Below are 14,536 nucleotides of genomic sequence, written 5' to 3' on the forward strand. Positions count from 1 at the left end.
CACAGGAAGCGGCCGTGCCGGGGTGCGACTCGTGCGAGGGAAAGCCCGTGCTGGCACACCGGGCCGCAGGACGCCCGTCCGGGACGGGCGGTCCGGGATGCGCGGCCGGTGCCGTGCAGGCGGATCCGGCGCCACGGATCCGGTGGGACGAGCAGAGTTGTAGACCTGGCGGTCCGTCAACGTCAAGGCTGCGTAAGCGAGTTGTGAGGTCAGTGAGCGTTTTCGGAAGGCGGCGACTCACCTGCGGCACACCGTCGACACCCCGTGTTCACACTTCCCTTGACCCTTCATGTAACCCCCGGTAACTTCCTCGACGGCTACCGCGGCGTAACGAGAAAGCCCTTGCAACCGCCGGGGGTTGCGGGGAGCCGTGTGCACGCGGTCGGTGTCCGCGCCAGGGCAACGTGCCACCGATGTCCGATCCGCACCGAAGCACCGGGAGCAGACATGACCTCCTCCGCCGAGCACACCTCCGACAGACCGGACGGCTCCGCCGCCCCGGGTTCTGGCGACGCCCCGACGCGTCGCGGACGGGTCCGGGCGCGCCGCGCCGCGGTGATGGCGGTGCCGGCCGCCGCGGTCGCCGCGGGCCTCGCGATCCTCACGGCCGAGGGGGCGCTGGGTGTGCAGTTCGCCATCTCGGGCATGCCGTTCACGGTCACCGCCACCGAGCTGAACGGCACCGGCTTCGCGCAGTTCGGCGGCCTGGACGAGATGGCCGAGGGCAGCCCCAACGCCGGTGACACCGGTGGCCAGGTGCTGGTCGTCACGTCCGTGATCAAGAACGCGACGCTCACCAAGCTGTGCCAGAGCGTGGACCTGGGCGGCACGAACCTGGTCATCCGGGCGGGCGAGGGCGCGCAGAAGGTCACCGCCAGCGATCTGACGACCGACTCGACGCAGCTGTCCGGCGACGCCGCGTTCAACAACATCGAGATCGGCAACGACGCGAGCACCCTCGACAAGGCCGGGCCGAAGGGCCGCGGGCCCAAGGGCGTGTTCAGCCAGCAGTCCGACACCGTGCACATCGCCAACCTGCGGCAGACCAACTACGCGACGACGGCGGGTGTGTTCAAGCTGCCCGGGCTCAAGCTCGGCTTCAGCGAGTCGGGTTGCTGATGCCCGGCGGTCGGCGCGGAAGGCTCCGGCCCGCCTTCCGGCGATGGCGGGCCGGCCGTCCGTTCTGGGGCGGGCTGCTGCTCGCCCTGGGCGGGGCGGAGATCCTGCTCACCCTCAGGGCGTCGCTGGACGTCGTCCTGCACGTCGGCATGCAGGGCCTGGCCGGCTATCTCCTGCCCGCCGTGATGCTGCTGTGCGGGCTGCTGACCCTCTTCAACCCCGCCCAGCGCCTGTTCTACTCGGTCATCGGGGTGCTGGTCTCGCTAGGCTCCTGGCTGACCTCCAATCTGGGCGGCTTCTTCGTCGGCCTGCTCCTGGGCGTGGTCGGCAGCTGCCTCGCCTTCGGCTGGCTGCCGGACCAGGAGCCACGGGTCAGCCGCCGCCGGCGCCGCAAGGAGGCCCGGGCGGCACGCGCGCCCCGGCCGGCCGGGGGGGCGACACCACCGACAGAGACAGCGTCACGGCCCTGACCGGCGCGCCTCGGAGGCGAATGCCCCGACGCGGGGCCCCGGCGGGGCCGGCAGACCCGGCGACCTCAGCAAGCCTGGCGACCTCAGCAGGCCTGGTGGCCCCGGCGGGCCCCGGTGGCCCGGGCGCCTTTGGTGGCCTCCGACGGCCTCGGCTAGCCCTGTGGGGCGCCGCGGGCGAACGCCGGCAGCCCGGGCGGCCTCGGTGGCCCCCGACGGCCTCGGCTGGCCCCCGTGCGGCGCGGCGGCCTCGGCGGGCCCAGTGCGGCCCGGCTGGCCCAATGCCGCGCTGCGGCCCATGTGTGCCCAGTAGGCCCAGTGCCGCCCGGCGGGCCCAGTGCCGCCCGGCGTCCAGGTGATGTCGGCACCGCGGCGCCGGCACCGCGCCGGCGTCCGGAAGGCGACTGCGGCGAACATGGCTGCACCCGGTCCGGCCCGGACCGACCCACCCGGCCCCACCCGGACCCGGCCGGAGCGCGACGGCTCCGGCCGGAGCGGGGCCGCCACGGCCGGAGCGGGGCCGCCCCGGCCGGATCCGGGCGGAGCGGGGCGGCGGTCCGGGAGGGACCGCGCGGGGTGTGTGCGCCGGAGGGCCGGTGCACGCCGGGGCCGTGCGGTCGCGTTCCAGGCCGGGTTCCCTTGTTCGACGGGTCGGACAGATCATCACGATGCGGCAGCATCAACTCACGGCATGTGGCTGCTCACTTGACGGGGTGTGGTCACACACGGTTGGCTCCGGGCCAGCGAGAGTCATCCGGTCGGTGCACACCCTGCGGCCCGCCTGCGCTCTCACCCTGCTCCAGCTCGGCCGCACAGCGAGGTTCCGCCCCCATGAACGCTCCCTCCCCGCCGCACACCCCCCTGAGACTCGCCCGCGCCGGGGCCCTGGCGTCGGCCCTGTGCCTGCTGGTGTCCGGCTGTTCCGTCCTCGGCGCCGACGACGCGTCGGACGGGGACGCGGCGGCGGGTTCCGGCTCGGGGATGCGGGTCGCCCTCGTCACCCACGGCAGTCAGGGCGACGCCTTCTGGGACCGGGTGCGCCGGGGCGCCGAGGCGGCGGCCGCCAAGGACGGCATCGACCTGACGTACACCAGCGACGCCGACCCGGCCGCGCAGGCCGACCTGGTGCGCGACGCGGTCCGCGACAAGGTCGACGGCATCGCGGTGACGCTGGCCAAACCGGCGGCGATGCGGGGCCCGGTGGCGCAGGCCAAGGCGGCCGGCATACCCGTCGTCGGGCTCAACTCCGGGATCGACGCCTGGCGGCCGACGGGCCTGCTGGAGTACTTCGGCCAGGACGAGTCCGTCGCGGGCCGGGCCGTCGGCGACAAGCTGGACGACCTCAAGGCCAAGCACGCCCTGTGCGTGGTGCACGAGCGGGGCAACGTGGCGCTGGAGGCCCGCTGCGCCGGCGTGAAGAAGACCTTCGGCGGCGACACCGACAACCTCTACGTGGACGGCACCGACATGAACGCGGTGGCCGCCACGATCGCCGCCCGGCTGCGGCAGGACACGAGCATCGACGAGGTCGTCACCAACGGCGCGCAGTACGCGCTCACCGCGGTCAAGGCCGTGCGGCAGGCCCGGAGCAAGGCCGAGGTCGCCACCTTCGACCTCGACAAGGACCTGGTCGGGGCGGTGCGCGACGGCTCCGTGCAGTTCGCCGTGGACCAGCAGCCGTATCTGCAGGGCTACCTCGCCGTGGACGCCCTGTGGCTGTACCGGACGAACGGCAACGTCAGCGGCGGCGGAGCGGCTCCGGTGCTCACCGGGCCCGCCTTCGTCACCAGGTCGAACGTCTCCGCGGTGGCACGGTTCGCCGCCGCCGGGACCCGGTGACCGGAACCTTCCCGTGACGCTCTCGCCAAAGATTCCGTCAGGCCCGGGCCGTACGTCCACTTGTGCGGATAACATCCTGCGCATCCCATGTGCCGCACCCGGCGCACCCGCTCCCCCGCGCCCGTCCCCCGCCCTCCCCGACCGCTCCGCCTCCCCGTTCCTCACCCCCCGCTGATCGCCCTAGGACGACGATGTCTCGACGGACAGGTGCCCGGCGCCGTCTCGGTTCCATACGCCTCTCCCTGGTGCTGCTGGCCCTGGTGCCCGGCGTCACCCTCGCCGCCATGTGGGGCGTGACGACGATCCAGATGTTCTCGGAGGGGCTGCGGCTGCGCGACCAGACCGAGCTCAGCCGGTCGACCGGCGCCATGGGCACCGACGCGACGCTCGCCCTGCAGCGCGAACGCAGCCTGTCGGCCGCCTGGCTCGCCTCGCCGCGCGGCTCCCGCGCCGCACTGGACGCCCAGCGCGAGCAGACCGACAAGGCGGTCGCGAAGCTGGTCGGGCAGGCGGACGCGATCGACAAGGCGCCCTCGCGCATCTCCGACCGGCTGTACTCGGTGCTCGGCTCGCTGGGCAGCCTGGAGTACTACCGCGACCAGGTCGACGACCCCACCGACATCACGCCCCAGCAGGCGCTCGACCAGTACTCCTCGATCATCGACGACCAGATCCACGCCTTCCAGGAGCTGTCCCAGGTCGACGACGGCGACCTCACCTCGCAGGCCGGTCCGCTGGTCGCGCTGGAGCACACCGCGGAGCTGGTCTCCCGGGCGGACGCGCAGCTGACCCTGGCCTGGCCGTCGGGGCATCTGGACGACGCGGCCTGGACGCAGTTCGCGGAGCTGGTGAACACCCGGCGCTGGCTGGTGCAGGACCAGGTCGTGCCGCAGCTGACCGGCGAGGCCAAGGCGCAGACCGAGCGGATCCTGGCGGGCTCCCAGTGGCAGACCCTGCAGTCGATCGAGGACCGGGTGCTGGCGGCGCGCAACTCCGGTGCCGCGCCCGGCCGGATCGCCCTGCCGGACTCCCAGAAGCGGTGGAACACCGCCATGGACAAGCTGTCCGAGCAGTACGCGGGCCTCATCCGGCAGCAGACGTCGGGGCTGCTGGAGCGCAGTGCCGACAAGGCGGACGCCCTGCTGCTCAAGGCGGCGCTGCTGAGCGCCGGCGGGCTGCTCGCGCTGCTGGTGTGCGTGGGCATGTCCTGGCGGATCACCCGCTCGCTGTCCCGGCGGCTGCGCGGTCTGCGCCGGGCCGCCGTGAGCCTCGCGCAGGAGCGGCTGCCGGACGTGGTGGCGCGTCTGGAGCGGGGTGAGACCGTCGACCCGGAGTCGGCGACGCCCGAGCTGGACTACGGCCACGACGAACTCGGCCAGGTGGCGCAGGCGTTCAACACCGCCCAGCGCACGGCCGTGCACACCGCCGTCGAACTCGCCGACACCCGGCGCGGCTTCCAGAAGGTCATCCTGGGCATCGCCCGGCAGAGCCAGAACCTGGTCAACCTCCAGCTGAGCAAGCTCGACACGCTGGAGCGCGAGCACACCGACCCGGACATCCTCAAGGGCCTGTACGAACTGGACTCCACGGCGAGCCAGTTGCGCCGCTACGAGGAGAACCTGGTCATCGTCAGCGGGGAACGGCCGGGCCGCAGCTGGAGCGAGCCGGTGGCGCTGATCGACATCCTGCGCAGCGCGATCGGGGAGGTCGCCGAGTACCAGCGTGTGGAGGTGCACACCGAGGAGGAGGTGTACGTCGCCCCGCCCGCGGTGGCCGACGTCATCCACCTGCTGGCCGAGCTCATCGACAACGCGACCGCCTACTCGCCCGCGCCGAGCCCCGTCACCGTGCGGGCCATGATGGTGGCCAGGGGGCTGGCCGTCGAGGTGGAGGACCGGGGCCTGGGCATGTCCGAGGACGACTACGCGTCCTTCAACGAACAGCTCGCGGTGCCCCCGCAGTTCGACGTGGTGGCGCTCGCCGACGACCTGCGGCTCGGCATGTTCGTGGTCGCCCAGCTCGCCCACCGGCACGGCATCGCCGTCACCCTGCGCGCCTCCCCCTACGGCGGGACCACGGCGATCGTGCTGGTCCCGCACGAGATCGTGGTGCGGGAGGCCCCGGGCGAGAGGGCGCCGGGCGCCGCGGGCGGACCCGGCTCGAACGGCCGCCCGGCCGCGAACGGCCCGAAGAACACGGGCGGCTCGCCGGACGGCGGCACCGACACCCCCAAGGACGGGCGGATGCCGGCAGACGAACGGACCGCGGCGAACGGCCGCGCCCCGGCGGAACCCGCCGGGGCCGGAACGCCCCGGGACACCGGACGGTCCGGGGGCGCCGGGGCCGCGCGGGACACGGCGGCCTCCCCCGGCGCCGGGGCGTCCCAGGGCGCCGGAGCGGGCTCCGCGGCAGCGCGGGGTGCCGAGCGCCCTGGTGGGTCCCCGCGGGAGCCCCGCCCTCTGGTGGCGGCCCGCACGGCGGCCTCCGCCCCCGCGCCCGGCCCCACCGCGCGGGAGGTCATCCCCCGCAGGGACGGTCTCGCCCCGCTCCCCCGCCGGGTGCCGCAGACCAGCCTGGTGGAGGAGCTGCGTGAGGAGGCCCCGGCCACCGGCGCGGACGACGGCCTCGACGAGTTCACCGCGGAGGCCGCCGCCTCCTCCCTGGCCGGCTTCCAGCGCGGCACGCTCCGGGCCCGTGACGACGACGCCGAGCCGCCGCACCGCGAGGAGGCGGCCGCACCACCCCGGCAGGCCGCCGGCCCCGTCCCCTCGACTCCGCCCGCCGACCGCTGACGAAGGACACCGCAATGACACGCCCCATCCCCGCCACGCACACCCAGCTCGACCAGCTGCTGACCGGACTCGTGGAGCGGGTCGCCGACGTGAACCAGGCCGTGGTCCTCTCCGAGGACGGCCTGGTGGTCAGCAAGTCCACCGGGTTCCTGCGCGACGACGCCGAGCGGCTCGCGGCCACCGCGTCCGGCCTGATGAGCCTCAGCAAGGGCGTCAGCATGGACTTCCGCGGCGGTCCGGTGCGCCAGGCGCTCATCGAGATGGCCAACAGCTATCTGATCCTGACCTCCGCGGGTCCCGGCGCGCACCTGGTCGTGCTGACCGGCCCGGGTGCGGACGTCGGGGTGGTCGCGTACCAGATGAACATGCTGGTGAAGAAGATCGGCGAGCACCTCAGCGCGGCACCGCGGGGTGTGGCCGGACCCGTCGTCGACCCCGGCGTGTGAGGTGGGCGGAGGCGATGCGGCGGGCAGGCTCGTACGGCCGTTCGCCCTGACCGGAGGGCGGACGCGGCCCAGCCGCGCCGACTTCACCCTCATCGCGACGGTCACCGCGGTCGATCCGCCCCCTGCAGGCGCGACCCGGCCGCAGCCCGAGCACACCCGGATCCTGCGGATGTGCGCCGAGCCGCTCGCCGTCGCGGAGCTGGCCGCCCGGCTGGACCTCCCGGTGAGCGTGGTCGCGATCCTGCTGAGCGACCTACTGGAGGCGGGCCGCATCACGGTCCGTCCGCCGCGCCCCGTCTCCCGTACCACTGTGGACCTGGACCTGCTGCAGAAAGTGAGGGACGGCCTTGGCCGGCTCTGACCTTGCCACCGACGCGTCCTCGGCACCCGACACGGTCAAGATCCTCATCGCCGGGGGTTTCGGCGTGGGCAAGACCACCATGGTCGGGTCGGTCAGCGAGATCGTCCCGCTGCGCACCGAGGAACCCCTGACCATGGCCGGTCTGGGCGTCGACGACCTCGACGGCATCGAGGAGAAGCGGGCCACGACCGTGGCCCTGGACTTCGGCCGCATCACCATCAGCCGCGACCTGGTGCTGTACCTGTTCGGCACGCCGGGGCAGCAGCGGTTCTGGTTCATGTGGAACGACCTGGCGCTCGGCGCGCTCGGCGCCGTGGTCCTGGTGGACGTCCGCAGACCCGAGTCGAGCTTCGCCGCGATCGACTTCTTCGAACGCCGGGGCATCCCGTTCGTCGTGGGCGTCAACGGCTTCCACGGTGAGCACCCGTATCCGGCCGAGGACATCCGGGAGGCGCTCGCGGTGCCGGAGCACGTGCAGGTGCTGCTGTGCGACGCGCGGGACCGGGAGTCGTCCCGGGACGTGCTGATCGCGCTGATCGACCAGCTGATCGCCTCGGCGGTGCAGGCCTGAGGCCGGGGGCGGCTCAGTTCGGGGCGGGTGCGGCACCCGGCCACTCGGTGTACGGCACGGGCCGGCCGGTGAAGGCGTCCAGGACCACCCGGTCGCCGATCGGCCGGCGCAGCTTCACCGTCATCCGTTCGCCGCGCAGTTCGGAGGTGCAGGGGCCGTCCTGGACACCCCTCACGGCGGCGGACAGCACGACGCTGCCATCCGTCTCGTGCGCCGTCACGACGGGGCCGTCGTCGCATGAGCCGTGCTGGGCCACGACGGTGACGGACCGCCCGTTCCCGGCGATGCCCGTCAGGCCGCCGAGCGGCGCCAGCACACGCGCGGCCACGTCCTGCCCCAGCGGCCCGACCGGCGAGGCGGGAACCTCCGACGGGTGCACCGCGGCACGGGCCAGGGGACGGTCGTAGCCCTCCAGCGTGAACAGCCAGGCGGGGACGGTCGCCGGGCCGCGGGTGGTCGCCACTGTCATCCCGCCCAGACGCGCCCCGGTCACGGTCAGGCGTGGCCCGGGGCTGTCGTCCCGGTCCACGTCCCGGTAGGCCTGCTCCGCGTCCATGAGCGGCGCGGTGAGCGAGTCCCCGCTCGGCCATGTCACCCGGCCGCTGCGGGCCGGTGCGGCGGGGAGCTTCCCACGCAGGTCGAAGTTCCCGGTCTCGTAGGCGCGCCGGTCGGCGTCGTCGCGGAGGAGGCCGGGCCCGGGCAGCCGGACGACCGGCGCCACGGGGTGGTAGCCCTCGCGCCATCGCGCGGCGGCCCGGGAGCCGTCCCACGCGTCGGCGACCTGGCGGGCGCGGTCCGAGGGACGCGGGGTGGTGCCGCCCGTGGGTGGCGGGGCCGGTTCCGTGCCGCCGGCCGTGCCGCACCCCGCGGCGGCACCGGCGACGGCGGCGGACAGGGCGAGGACGAGGAACAGGCGGGCGGTGCGGGTCGGGTCGGTGCGCATGGCGCTCCCAGGGTTCGCGGTGACCGGGGGTGGTTCCGTTCCTGGGACGCCCCGCCCCCGGCCCGCGTTCGGTGCCGCCGGGACCCGGCCGCCGCCGTTACCGCATCGTGACGGGCGGCCGGCTCAGGCGAGGCCGGCCGACTTCAGCCACGTCCTGGCGACGTCCAGCGGGTCCTTCTTCTCCAGCTGCACCTGCGCGTCCAGTTCCAGGAGCGTCTTGGTGTCCAGCGCGGCGGAGACCGCGTCGAGCGCCTCGACGCCCTCCTTCGGCAGCCCGCTCTTGTGGACCAGCGGGGTCACGTTGGCGAATCCGAAGAGGTTCTCCGGGTCCTTCAGGACGACGAACTTCTCCTTCACGATGGTCGGGTCCGTGGTGAAGATGTCCGCGGCCTGGACGGTGTTGCGGGTCAGCGCCGCCTGGGTCAGCGGGCCGCCCGCGTCGAGCGCCTTGAAGGACTTGAACTCCAGCCCGTACACGGACTTCAGGCCCTCCAGGCCCTGGTGCCGGGTCTGGAACTCGGGGGAACCGCCGATCACCAGGTCCGGCGCGGCGTCCTTGAGGTCGGCGAGGGTGGAGGAGGACGTCAGCTTGTACTTCCTGGCCGTCGCGGCGTTGACGGTGACCGAGTCCTTGTCCTCGGCGGGCGAGGACTGCAGGATCGTCAGCTTCTTGTCGAGCTTGGCCTTGACGGCCTCGTTCACCGCCTCGGCGGACTTCTGCTCGGCCTTGGGGTCGAGGTAGGCGAGCAGGGAGCCGTTGTACTCCGGCAGCACGGTGACGGAGCCGTTCTTCATCAGGCCGTAGGTGGTCTCCCGGCTGCCGATGTTGTGCTTGTAGGTGACCTTGAGGCCCTTGGCCTTGAGGGCCTCGCCGTAGATGTCGGCGAGCAGGGTGCTCTCGGCGAAGTTGTTGGAGCCGACGACGACGGTGCCCGCCTTCGCCTTCTCGCCCGCCAGGGGGTCGTCGGAGGTGTCGCCGGACGAACAGCCCGCGAGCAGCGCCGCGGCGGCGGTGAGCGCGATGCCCACCGCGCCGGCGTGCCTCGTCCTGGACCTGCTGCTTTTCGCGGTAGAAGTCATCCACCGATCCAATCCAGCCGCTTTGTGATCAGTCAAGGGCGGCCTCGTTACGGTTTCTGACGGATCATCAGGACACTATCGTCTGCGTACGCCTGGTGACACGGCCAGGCGGCCGGCCGCCCAGAACACCGCCAGCGTGACGAGCGCCAGGACGGCCACGAGCGTGGCGCCGCCGACGACCTTCTCGTAGTTCCGCTGGTAGAGGCCGTCGACGATGTACCGGCCGAGCCCGCCGAGGCTGACGTACGCGGCGATGGTGGCCGTGGAGACGATCTGGATGGCCGCCGAGCGCAGCCCGCTCAGGATCAGCGGCAGGGCGACGGGCAGTTCGACCTGGAACAGGATCCGCGACTCGCGCATGCCCATGCCGCGGGCGGCGTCCACCGGGGAGGGGTCGACGGTGCGGACCGCCTCGTAGGTGGTGACCAGGATCGGCGGGACGGCGAGGACGACCAGCGGGATCATCACGGGCAGCAGGCCGAATCCCATCACGATGACGATGAGCACCAGCAGGCCGAAGCTGGGCAGCGCCCGGGCGGCGGTGGCGACGAAGGCGAGCGCGTTGCCGCCCCGCCCGGTGTGCCCGGTCAGCAGTCCGACCGGCAGGCCGATCGCGGCCGCGAGGGCGAGCGCCAGCAGCGAGTACTGGACGTGTTCGAGCAGGCGTTGCGGGATGCCGTCGTAGCCGTGCCAGTGGGCGCTGTCGCCGAAGAAGGCCTGGACGAAGCTGAGTACGTTCACCGGATCACGTCCTCGGGCACGGGCTGTCGCCGCGGGGCGGTCTTCGGGCGCCCGCCGCCGGGCATCCAGGGGGTCAGCCCGGTGCGGAGCAGGACGAGCAGGGCGTCGCAGACGATGGCCAGGACGGCCGTGGTGAGCACGGAGTTCAGGGCCAGTTCGGGACGGTCGTACTTCTGCGCGGCGGCGAGCAGGTTGCCGAGCGCGCCCTGGTTGCCGATCAGGGCGCCGACGCTGACCAGGGAGATGCTGGAGACGGTGGCGACCCGCAGCCCGGCGATGATGGCGGGTACGGCGATGGGCAACTGCACCTGCGCGTAGCGGCGTACGGGTCCGAAGCCCATGGCGGTGGCGGCGGCCAGGGTCTCCTGCGGCACGGAGCGCACGCCGTCGACGATGGCCGGGACGAGCACCACGAGGCTGTACACGGCCAGCGGGATCATCACGGTCAGCTCGGTCTGGCCCGTGTAGTCGATGAGCACGACGAAGAAGGCCAGGGACGGCACGGCGTACAGGACGGTGGTGGCGCCGAGCACGGGCGGGTACAGCCAGCGGAAGCGGACGCACAGCTGGGCCAGCGGCAGCGCGAGCAGCAGCCCGGCCAGGACCGGCAGCAGGGCCTCGCGCAGGTGGAGCCCGATCAGGCCGGCCCAGCTGTGCTGCAGGTCGCTCGGGATGTCGAAGAAGCGGTCGAGGTTCACGAGGCGACCTTGGCCTCGTCGGCCCGGTCGGCGGCGTGGGCGCCGCGGATGGCCTCGCCGATGGCCGCCTGCGAGACCACCCCGGTCACCCGCCCGGTGTCGTCCACGGCGACGGCGTGTCCGGCCGGGGAGAGCACGGCGCTGTCGAGGGCGGACCGCAGCGAGTCCGTGCCGGGCGTGAAGGGCCGCCCGGGCGGCAGGAGTTCGGCGGGCTCGATGGCGCCGGCCGTGAGGGTGTGCGGCTCGCCCCAGCCGAGCGGGCGGCGGTCGGCGTCGGTCACCAGCAGCCAGGGGGCGCCGGCGGCGGCGATCTGCTCGGCGGTGGCGTCGAGCGGGATCACCGGGCCGCTGGTCAGGGCGAGTTCGGCGGACGGGAAGAACGACAGCCGCCGGATGCCGCGGTCGGCGCCGAGGAAGTCCTCGACGAACGCGTCGGCCGGGGCGGCCAGCAGCTCGGCGGGCGGCGCGTACTGGGCGAGCCGGCCGCCCTCGCGCATCACGGCGACCATGCTGCCGAGCTTGATCGCCTCGTCGATGTCGTGGGTGACGAAGACGATGGTCTTGCCCAGCTCGTCCTGGATCCGCAGCAGTTCGTCCTGGAGTCCCTTGCGCACCACCGGGTCGACCGCCGAGAACGGCTCGTCCATGAGCAGCACCGGCGGGTCGGCGGCGAGCGCGCGGGCCACGCCGACGCGCTGCTGCTGGCCGCCGGAGAGCTGGTAGGGGTAGCGCCGGGCCAGCGCGGCGTCCAGGCCGACCCGCTCCATGAGTTCGGCCGCCCGGGCGCGGGCCTTCTGCTTGCCCCAGCCGAGCATGCGGGGCACGGTCGCGATGTTGTCGACGATGGTGCGGTGCTGGAACAGGCCGGCGTTCTGGATGACGTAACCCATGGAGCGGCGCAGGGTGGTGACGGGCTGCCGCTGGATGTCCTCGCCGTCGAGGAGGATCGTTCCCTCACTCGGTTCGACCATCCGGTTGATCATCCGCAGGGTGGTCGTCTTGCCGCAGCCGGACGGTCCGACGAGGACGGTGATCGAGCGGTCGGGTATCTCCAGCGAGAGCCGGTCGACCGCCACCGTGCCGTCCGGGTACCGCTTGGTGACTGATTCCATCCGTATCAAGACGCCGGGGCCCTTCGGGTTGGCGGAGACTTTTGGCCATGGTCGTACGGGCTGTTGCCGGTCGAGTCTAGAGGGCCCGGGTCACCGGCCTGCGGGGCCCGTCCCGCCGAGGGGCAGGCGGACGGTGAACACCGTCGCGCCGGGCGCGCTGTCCACCTCGATCCGGCCACCGTGCGCCCGGACCAGGGACCGGGCCACCGCGAGTCCCAGTCCGCTGCCGCCGCGGTCGCGGCTGCGGGCCTTGTCGACGCGGTAGAAGCGGTCGAAGACCCGGGCCCGGTCGTCGGGCGGGATGCCCGGACCGGTGTCGGCGACCCGCACCTCGGCGGCGCCGGAGACCCCGCGCACCTCGACGGAGACCTCCGTCCCGGCGGGGGTGTGCACGGCGGCGTTGGTGAGGAGGTTGTCGACGACCTGGCGGACGCGCAGCGGGTCCATGCGCAGTCGCAGGGGGCCGGGATCCCCGAGCACGGTCAGCGGATGGCCGGGGTGGCCGGCGCGGAAGGCGTCGGCGGCCTGGCCGACCAGTTCCGTCAGGTCGGCCTCCTGCAGCCGCAGCGGTGTCTCCACCTCGGCCGCGTCGAGCCGGGCGAGCAGCAGCAGGTCGTCGAGGAGCACTCCCATCCGGGCGGCCTCCGCGCGCAGCCGGGCGAGGTGCCGGTCGCGTTCCTCGGGGGCGTTGGCGGCGGCGTACTGGAAGAGGTCGGCGTAGCCGCGCACCGACATCAGCGGGGTGCGCAGTTCGTGCGAGGCGTCGGCGACGAACCGGCGCAGCCGCTGCTCGGCCTCGGCGCGCACGGCGAGGGAGTCGTCGATGTGCTCCAGCATGGTGTTGAAGGCGGTCCGCAGTTCGTCCACCTCCGGCCCGCCGTCCCGGCCGTCGGCGCGCAGCGGCAGCCGGGCCGCCGACTCGGTCAGGTTGTGCGAGGCGATGCCGTGGGCGGTGGTCGCCATGTCGCTGAGCGGTTTCAGGCCCCGGCGCAGCATCCGGCGCCCGAAGACGACCAGGGCGAGCAGCGCGAGCGCGAACGTGACGACCTGGAGGGTGATCAGCTGCCCGACCGTGTCCTGGATCTCGTCCATGGGCGCGGCGCTGACCAGGACCACCCCGGGTTCCACCTCGCAGGCGCGCAGCCGGTAGGTGCCCGCGCCCCTGAGGTGCTCGGTGCGCAGCAGCTCCGTGTGCGCGGCGCTCTGCGCGGAGGCCAGGGCGGTGAAGTCGTCGACGTCCTTCGGCAGGTCGGCCGGGTCCTCGGGCCGGCGCAGCTCGGGCCCGCCGCCCCGCACGTCGTACACGGCGTAGAACCAGCTGTAGTACTTCTTGCCCGAGAGGGTGCCGTAGTCGGCGATGCTCTTGGACTGGGCGATCTGGGCCTGGGCGAGCTGGGTGTCGAGCTGGGCCGACAGGTAGCCGCGCATGGAGGTGGTCAGGGCGGTGCCGACCACGGCGAACACCACCAGCGACAGGGCGCCCAGCCCCAGGGCCAGCCGGGTGCCCAGGCGCATCCTGCGGTAGGTCCGCCTCAGCCGGGCGATCACTCGGAGGCCTGCCGCAGCACGTACCCGAAGCCGCGCACGGTGTGGATCAGCTCGGCGGCGCCGGCGTCGGCCTCGTCGAGCTTGCGGCGCAGTCTGCTGACGACCAGCTCGACGACGTTGGAGCGGCCGCCGAAGCCGTACTCCCACACGTGGTCGAGGATCTGCGCCTTGGTGAGCACGGTGGGCGACTTGCGCATGAGGTAGCGCAGCACCTCGTACTCGGTCGGGGTCAGCGACAGCAGCCGCTCGCCGCGCCGCACCTCGCGGGTGTCCTCGTCCATGGTGAGGTCCCCGACCCGGAGCACGGACCGCTGGAAGGACGGTCCGGCGCTGCGCCGCAGCACGGTGCGCAGCCGGGCCATCAGCTCCTCCACGGCGAACGGCTTGACCAGGTAGTCGTCGCCGCCGCGGGTGAGACCGGCGACCCGGTCGGCGACGCCGTCGCGCGCGGTCAGGAACACCACCGGCACCATCGTGCCGGAGGCGCGCAGCCGGTCCAGGACGCCGAAGCCGTCGACGCCGGGCAGCATCAGGTCCAGCACCACGATGTCCGGGTGGAACTCGGCGGCCCGCCGCAGCGCGTCCTCGCCGGTGTACGCGGTGACCGCCTCCCAGCCCTCGTAACGGGCGACGGTCGCGACGAGGTCGGCGATGGGCGGGTCGTCGTCGACGACGAGAAGTCGTACTTTTTCCACGACCTCATAGTGCTGCACGCGTCCGACGCCGCCATAGCCGCGGGCCGCCCCGGAGCGGGATCGATAAAAACTTGAAAGTCGGGTGACAGCTTCCGGACAGCTCCGCCGCGCCAAGCTCGGTAGC

The 14,536-nt window shown here is 73.3% G+C and carries 14 protein-coding genes; 7 read left to right on the forward strand and 7 right to left on the reverse strand.

Annotated elements, in window-relative coordinates; translation table 11 throughout:
* Nucleotides 1-447 precede the first annotated feature (447 nt).
* From ACPXCS_RS08390 to ACPXCS_RS08420, 7 genes are all read left to right on the forward strand, one after another.
* Nucleotides 448-1,119, forward strand: a complete 672-nt coding sequence (locus ACPXCS_RS08390; RefSeq protein WP_425944727.1) for a DUF6230 family protein — start codon at nt 448-450, stop codon at nt 1,117-1,119.
* Nucleotides 1,119-1,589, forward strand: coding sequence for a DUF6114 domain-containing protein (locus ACPXCS_RS08395; protein WP_425944728.1), 471 nt, complete (start codon nt 1,119-1,121; stop codon nt 1,587-1,589). Before ACPXCS_RS08390 ends, ACPXCS_RS08395 begins: the two co-directional genes overlap by 1 nt.
* 828 nt (nt 1,590-2,417) lie before the next feature.
* On the forward strand, nt 2,418-3,425 hold the full coding sequence (locus ACPXCS_RS08400) for a substrate-binding domain-containing protein (RefSeq protein WP_425944729.1): 1,008 nt from the start codon (nt 2,418-2,420) through the stop codon (nt 3,423-3,425).
* Between the two features lie 191 nt (nt 3,426-3,616).
* The gene (locus tag ACPXCS_RS08405; RefSeq protein WP_425944730.1) at nt 3,617-6,217 is read left to right on the forward strand and encodes a sensor histidine kinase; all 2,601 of its coding nucleotides are present in this window, start codon (nt 3,617-3,619) and stop codon (nt 6,215-6,217) included.
* Between the two features lie 14 nt (nt 6,218-6,231).
* The gene (locus tag ACPXCS_RS08410; protein ID WP_010034179.1) at nt 6,232-6,663 is read left to right on the forward strand and encodes a roadblock/LC7 domain-containing protein; all 432 of its coding nucleotides are present in this window, start codon (nt 6,232-6,234) and stop codon (nt 6,661-6,663) included.
* A gap of 1 nt (nt 6,664) precedes the next feature.
* Nucleotides 6,665-7,024, forward strand: a complete 360-nt coding sequence (locus ACPXCS_RS08415) for a DUF742 domain-containing protein (protein ID WP_425944731.1) — start codon at nt 6,665-6,667, stop codon at nt 7,022-7,024.
* Complete coding sequence (locus tag ACPXCS_RS08420; RefSeq protein WP_425944732.1) at nt 7,011-7,595, forward strand: GTP-binding protein; 585 nt, start codon at nt 7,011-7,013, stop codon at nt 7,593-7,595. The genes ACPXCS_RS08415 and ACPXCS_RS08420 overlap by 14 nt, the downstream gene beginning before the upstream one ends.
* A 13-nt stretch (nt 7,596-7,608) precedes the next feature.
* Here ACPXCS_RS08420 and ACPXCS_RS08425 read toward each other — a convergent pair whose 3' ends face one another.
* From ACPXCS_RS08425 to ACPXCS_RS08455, 7 genes are all read right to left on the reverse strand, one after another.
* Complete coding sequence (locus ACPXCS_RS08425; protein ID WP_425944733.1) at nt 7,609-8,538, reverse strand: hypothetical protein; 930 nt, start codon at nt 8,536-8,538, stop codon at nt 7,609-7,611.
* A 123-nt stretch (nt 8,539-8,661) separates the two neighbouring features.
* Nucleotides 8,662-9,618: an ABC transporter substrate-binding protein gene (locus ACPXCS_RS08430; RefSeq protein ID WP_425944734.1), complete on the reverse strand. Its 957-nt coding sequence runs from the start codon at nt 9,616-9,618 to the stop codon at nt 8,662-8,664.
* A gap of 75 nt (nt 9,619-9,693) precedes the next feature.
* A complete protein-coding gene (locus tag ACPXCS_RS08435) occupies nt 9,694-10,359 on the reverse strand; it encodes an ABC transporter permease (RefSeq protein ID WP_425944735.1) in 666 nt (221 codons plus the stop codon).
* Nucleotides 10,356-11,057 carry an ABC transporter permease gene (locus ACPXCS_RS08440; protein WP_425944736.1) on the reverse strand — a complete coding sequence of 234 codons (702 nt, stop codon included), beginning with the start codon at nt 11,055-11,057 and terminating at the stop codon, nt 10,356-10,358. Before ACPXCS_RS08440 ends, ACPXCS_RS08435 begins: the two co-directional genes overlap by 4 nt.
* Nucleotides 11,054-12,178 (reverse strand): ABC transporter ATP-binding protein, encoded by a 1,125-nt coding sequence (locus ACPXCS_RS08445; protein WP_425944737.1) that lies wholly within the window; start codon nt 12,176-12,178, stop codon nt 11,054-11,056. Before ACPXCS_RS08445 ends, ACPXCS_RS08440 begins: the two co-directional genes overlap by 4 nt.
* Before the next feature lie 81 nt (nt 12,179-12,259).
* A complete protein-coding gene (locus ACPXCS_RS08450) occupies nt 12,260-13,717 on the reverse strand; it encodes a sensor histidine kinase (RefSeq protein WP_425944738.1) in 1,458 nt (485 codons plus the stop codon).
* Entirely contained in the window at nt 13,714-14,412 is a 699-nt protein-coding gene (locus tag ACPXCS_RS08455; protein ID WP_425944739.1) for a response regulator transcription factor, read from the reverse strand. Before ACPXCS_RS08455 ends, ACPXCS_RS08450 begins: the two co-directional genes overlap by 4 nt.
* Nucleotides 14,413-14,536: the final 124 nt, after the last annotated feature.

It is taken from the genome of Streptomyces sp. DT190, from assembly GCF_049846985.1.
GTDB lineage: Bacteria > Actinomycetota > Actinomycetes > Streptomycetales > Streptomycetaceae > Streptomyces.

Coding starts and splice junctions, on each gene's coding strand:
- ACPXCS_RS08390 (WP_425944727.1), top strand. CDS start 448: ATGACCTCCTCCGCCGAGCACACCTCCGACAGACCGGACGGCTCCGCC.
- ACPXCS_RS08395 (WP_425944728.1), top strand. CDS start 1,119: ATGCCCGGCGGTCGGCGCGGAAGGCTCCGGCCCGCCTTCCGGCGATGG.
- ACPXCS_RS08400 (WP_425944729.1), top strand. CDS start 2,418: ATGAACGCTCCCTCCCCGCCGCACACCCCCCTGAGACTCGCCCGCGCC.
- ACPXCS_RS08405 (WP_425944730.1), top strand. CDS start 3,617: ATGTCTCGACGGACAGGTGCCCGGCGCCGTCTCGGTTCCATACGCCTC.
- ACPXCS_RS08410 (WP_010034179.1), top strand. CDS start 6,232: ATGACACGCCCCATCCCCGCCACGCACACCCAGCTCGACCAGCTGCTG.
- ACPXCS_RS08425 (WP_425944733.1), bottom strand. CDS start 8,538: ATGCGCACCGACCCGACCCGCACCGCCCGCCTGTTCCTCGTCCTCGCC.
- ACPXCS_RS08430 (WP_425944734.1), bottom strand. CDS start 9,618: ATGACTTCTACCGCGAAAAGCAGCAGGTCCAGGACGAGGCACGCCGGC.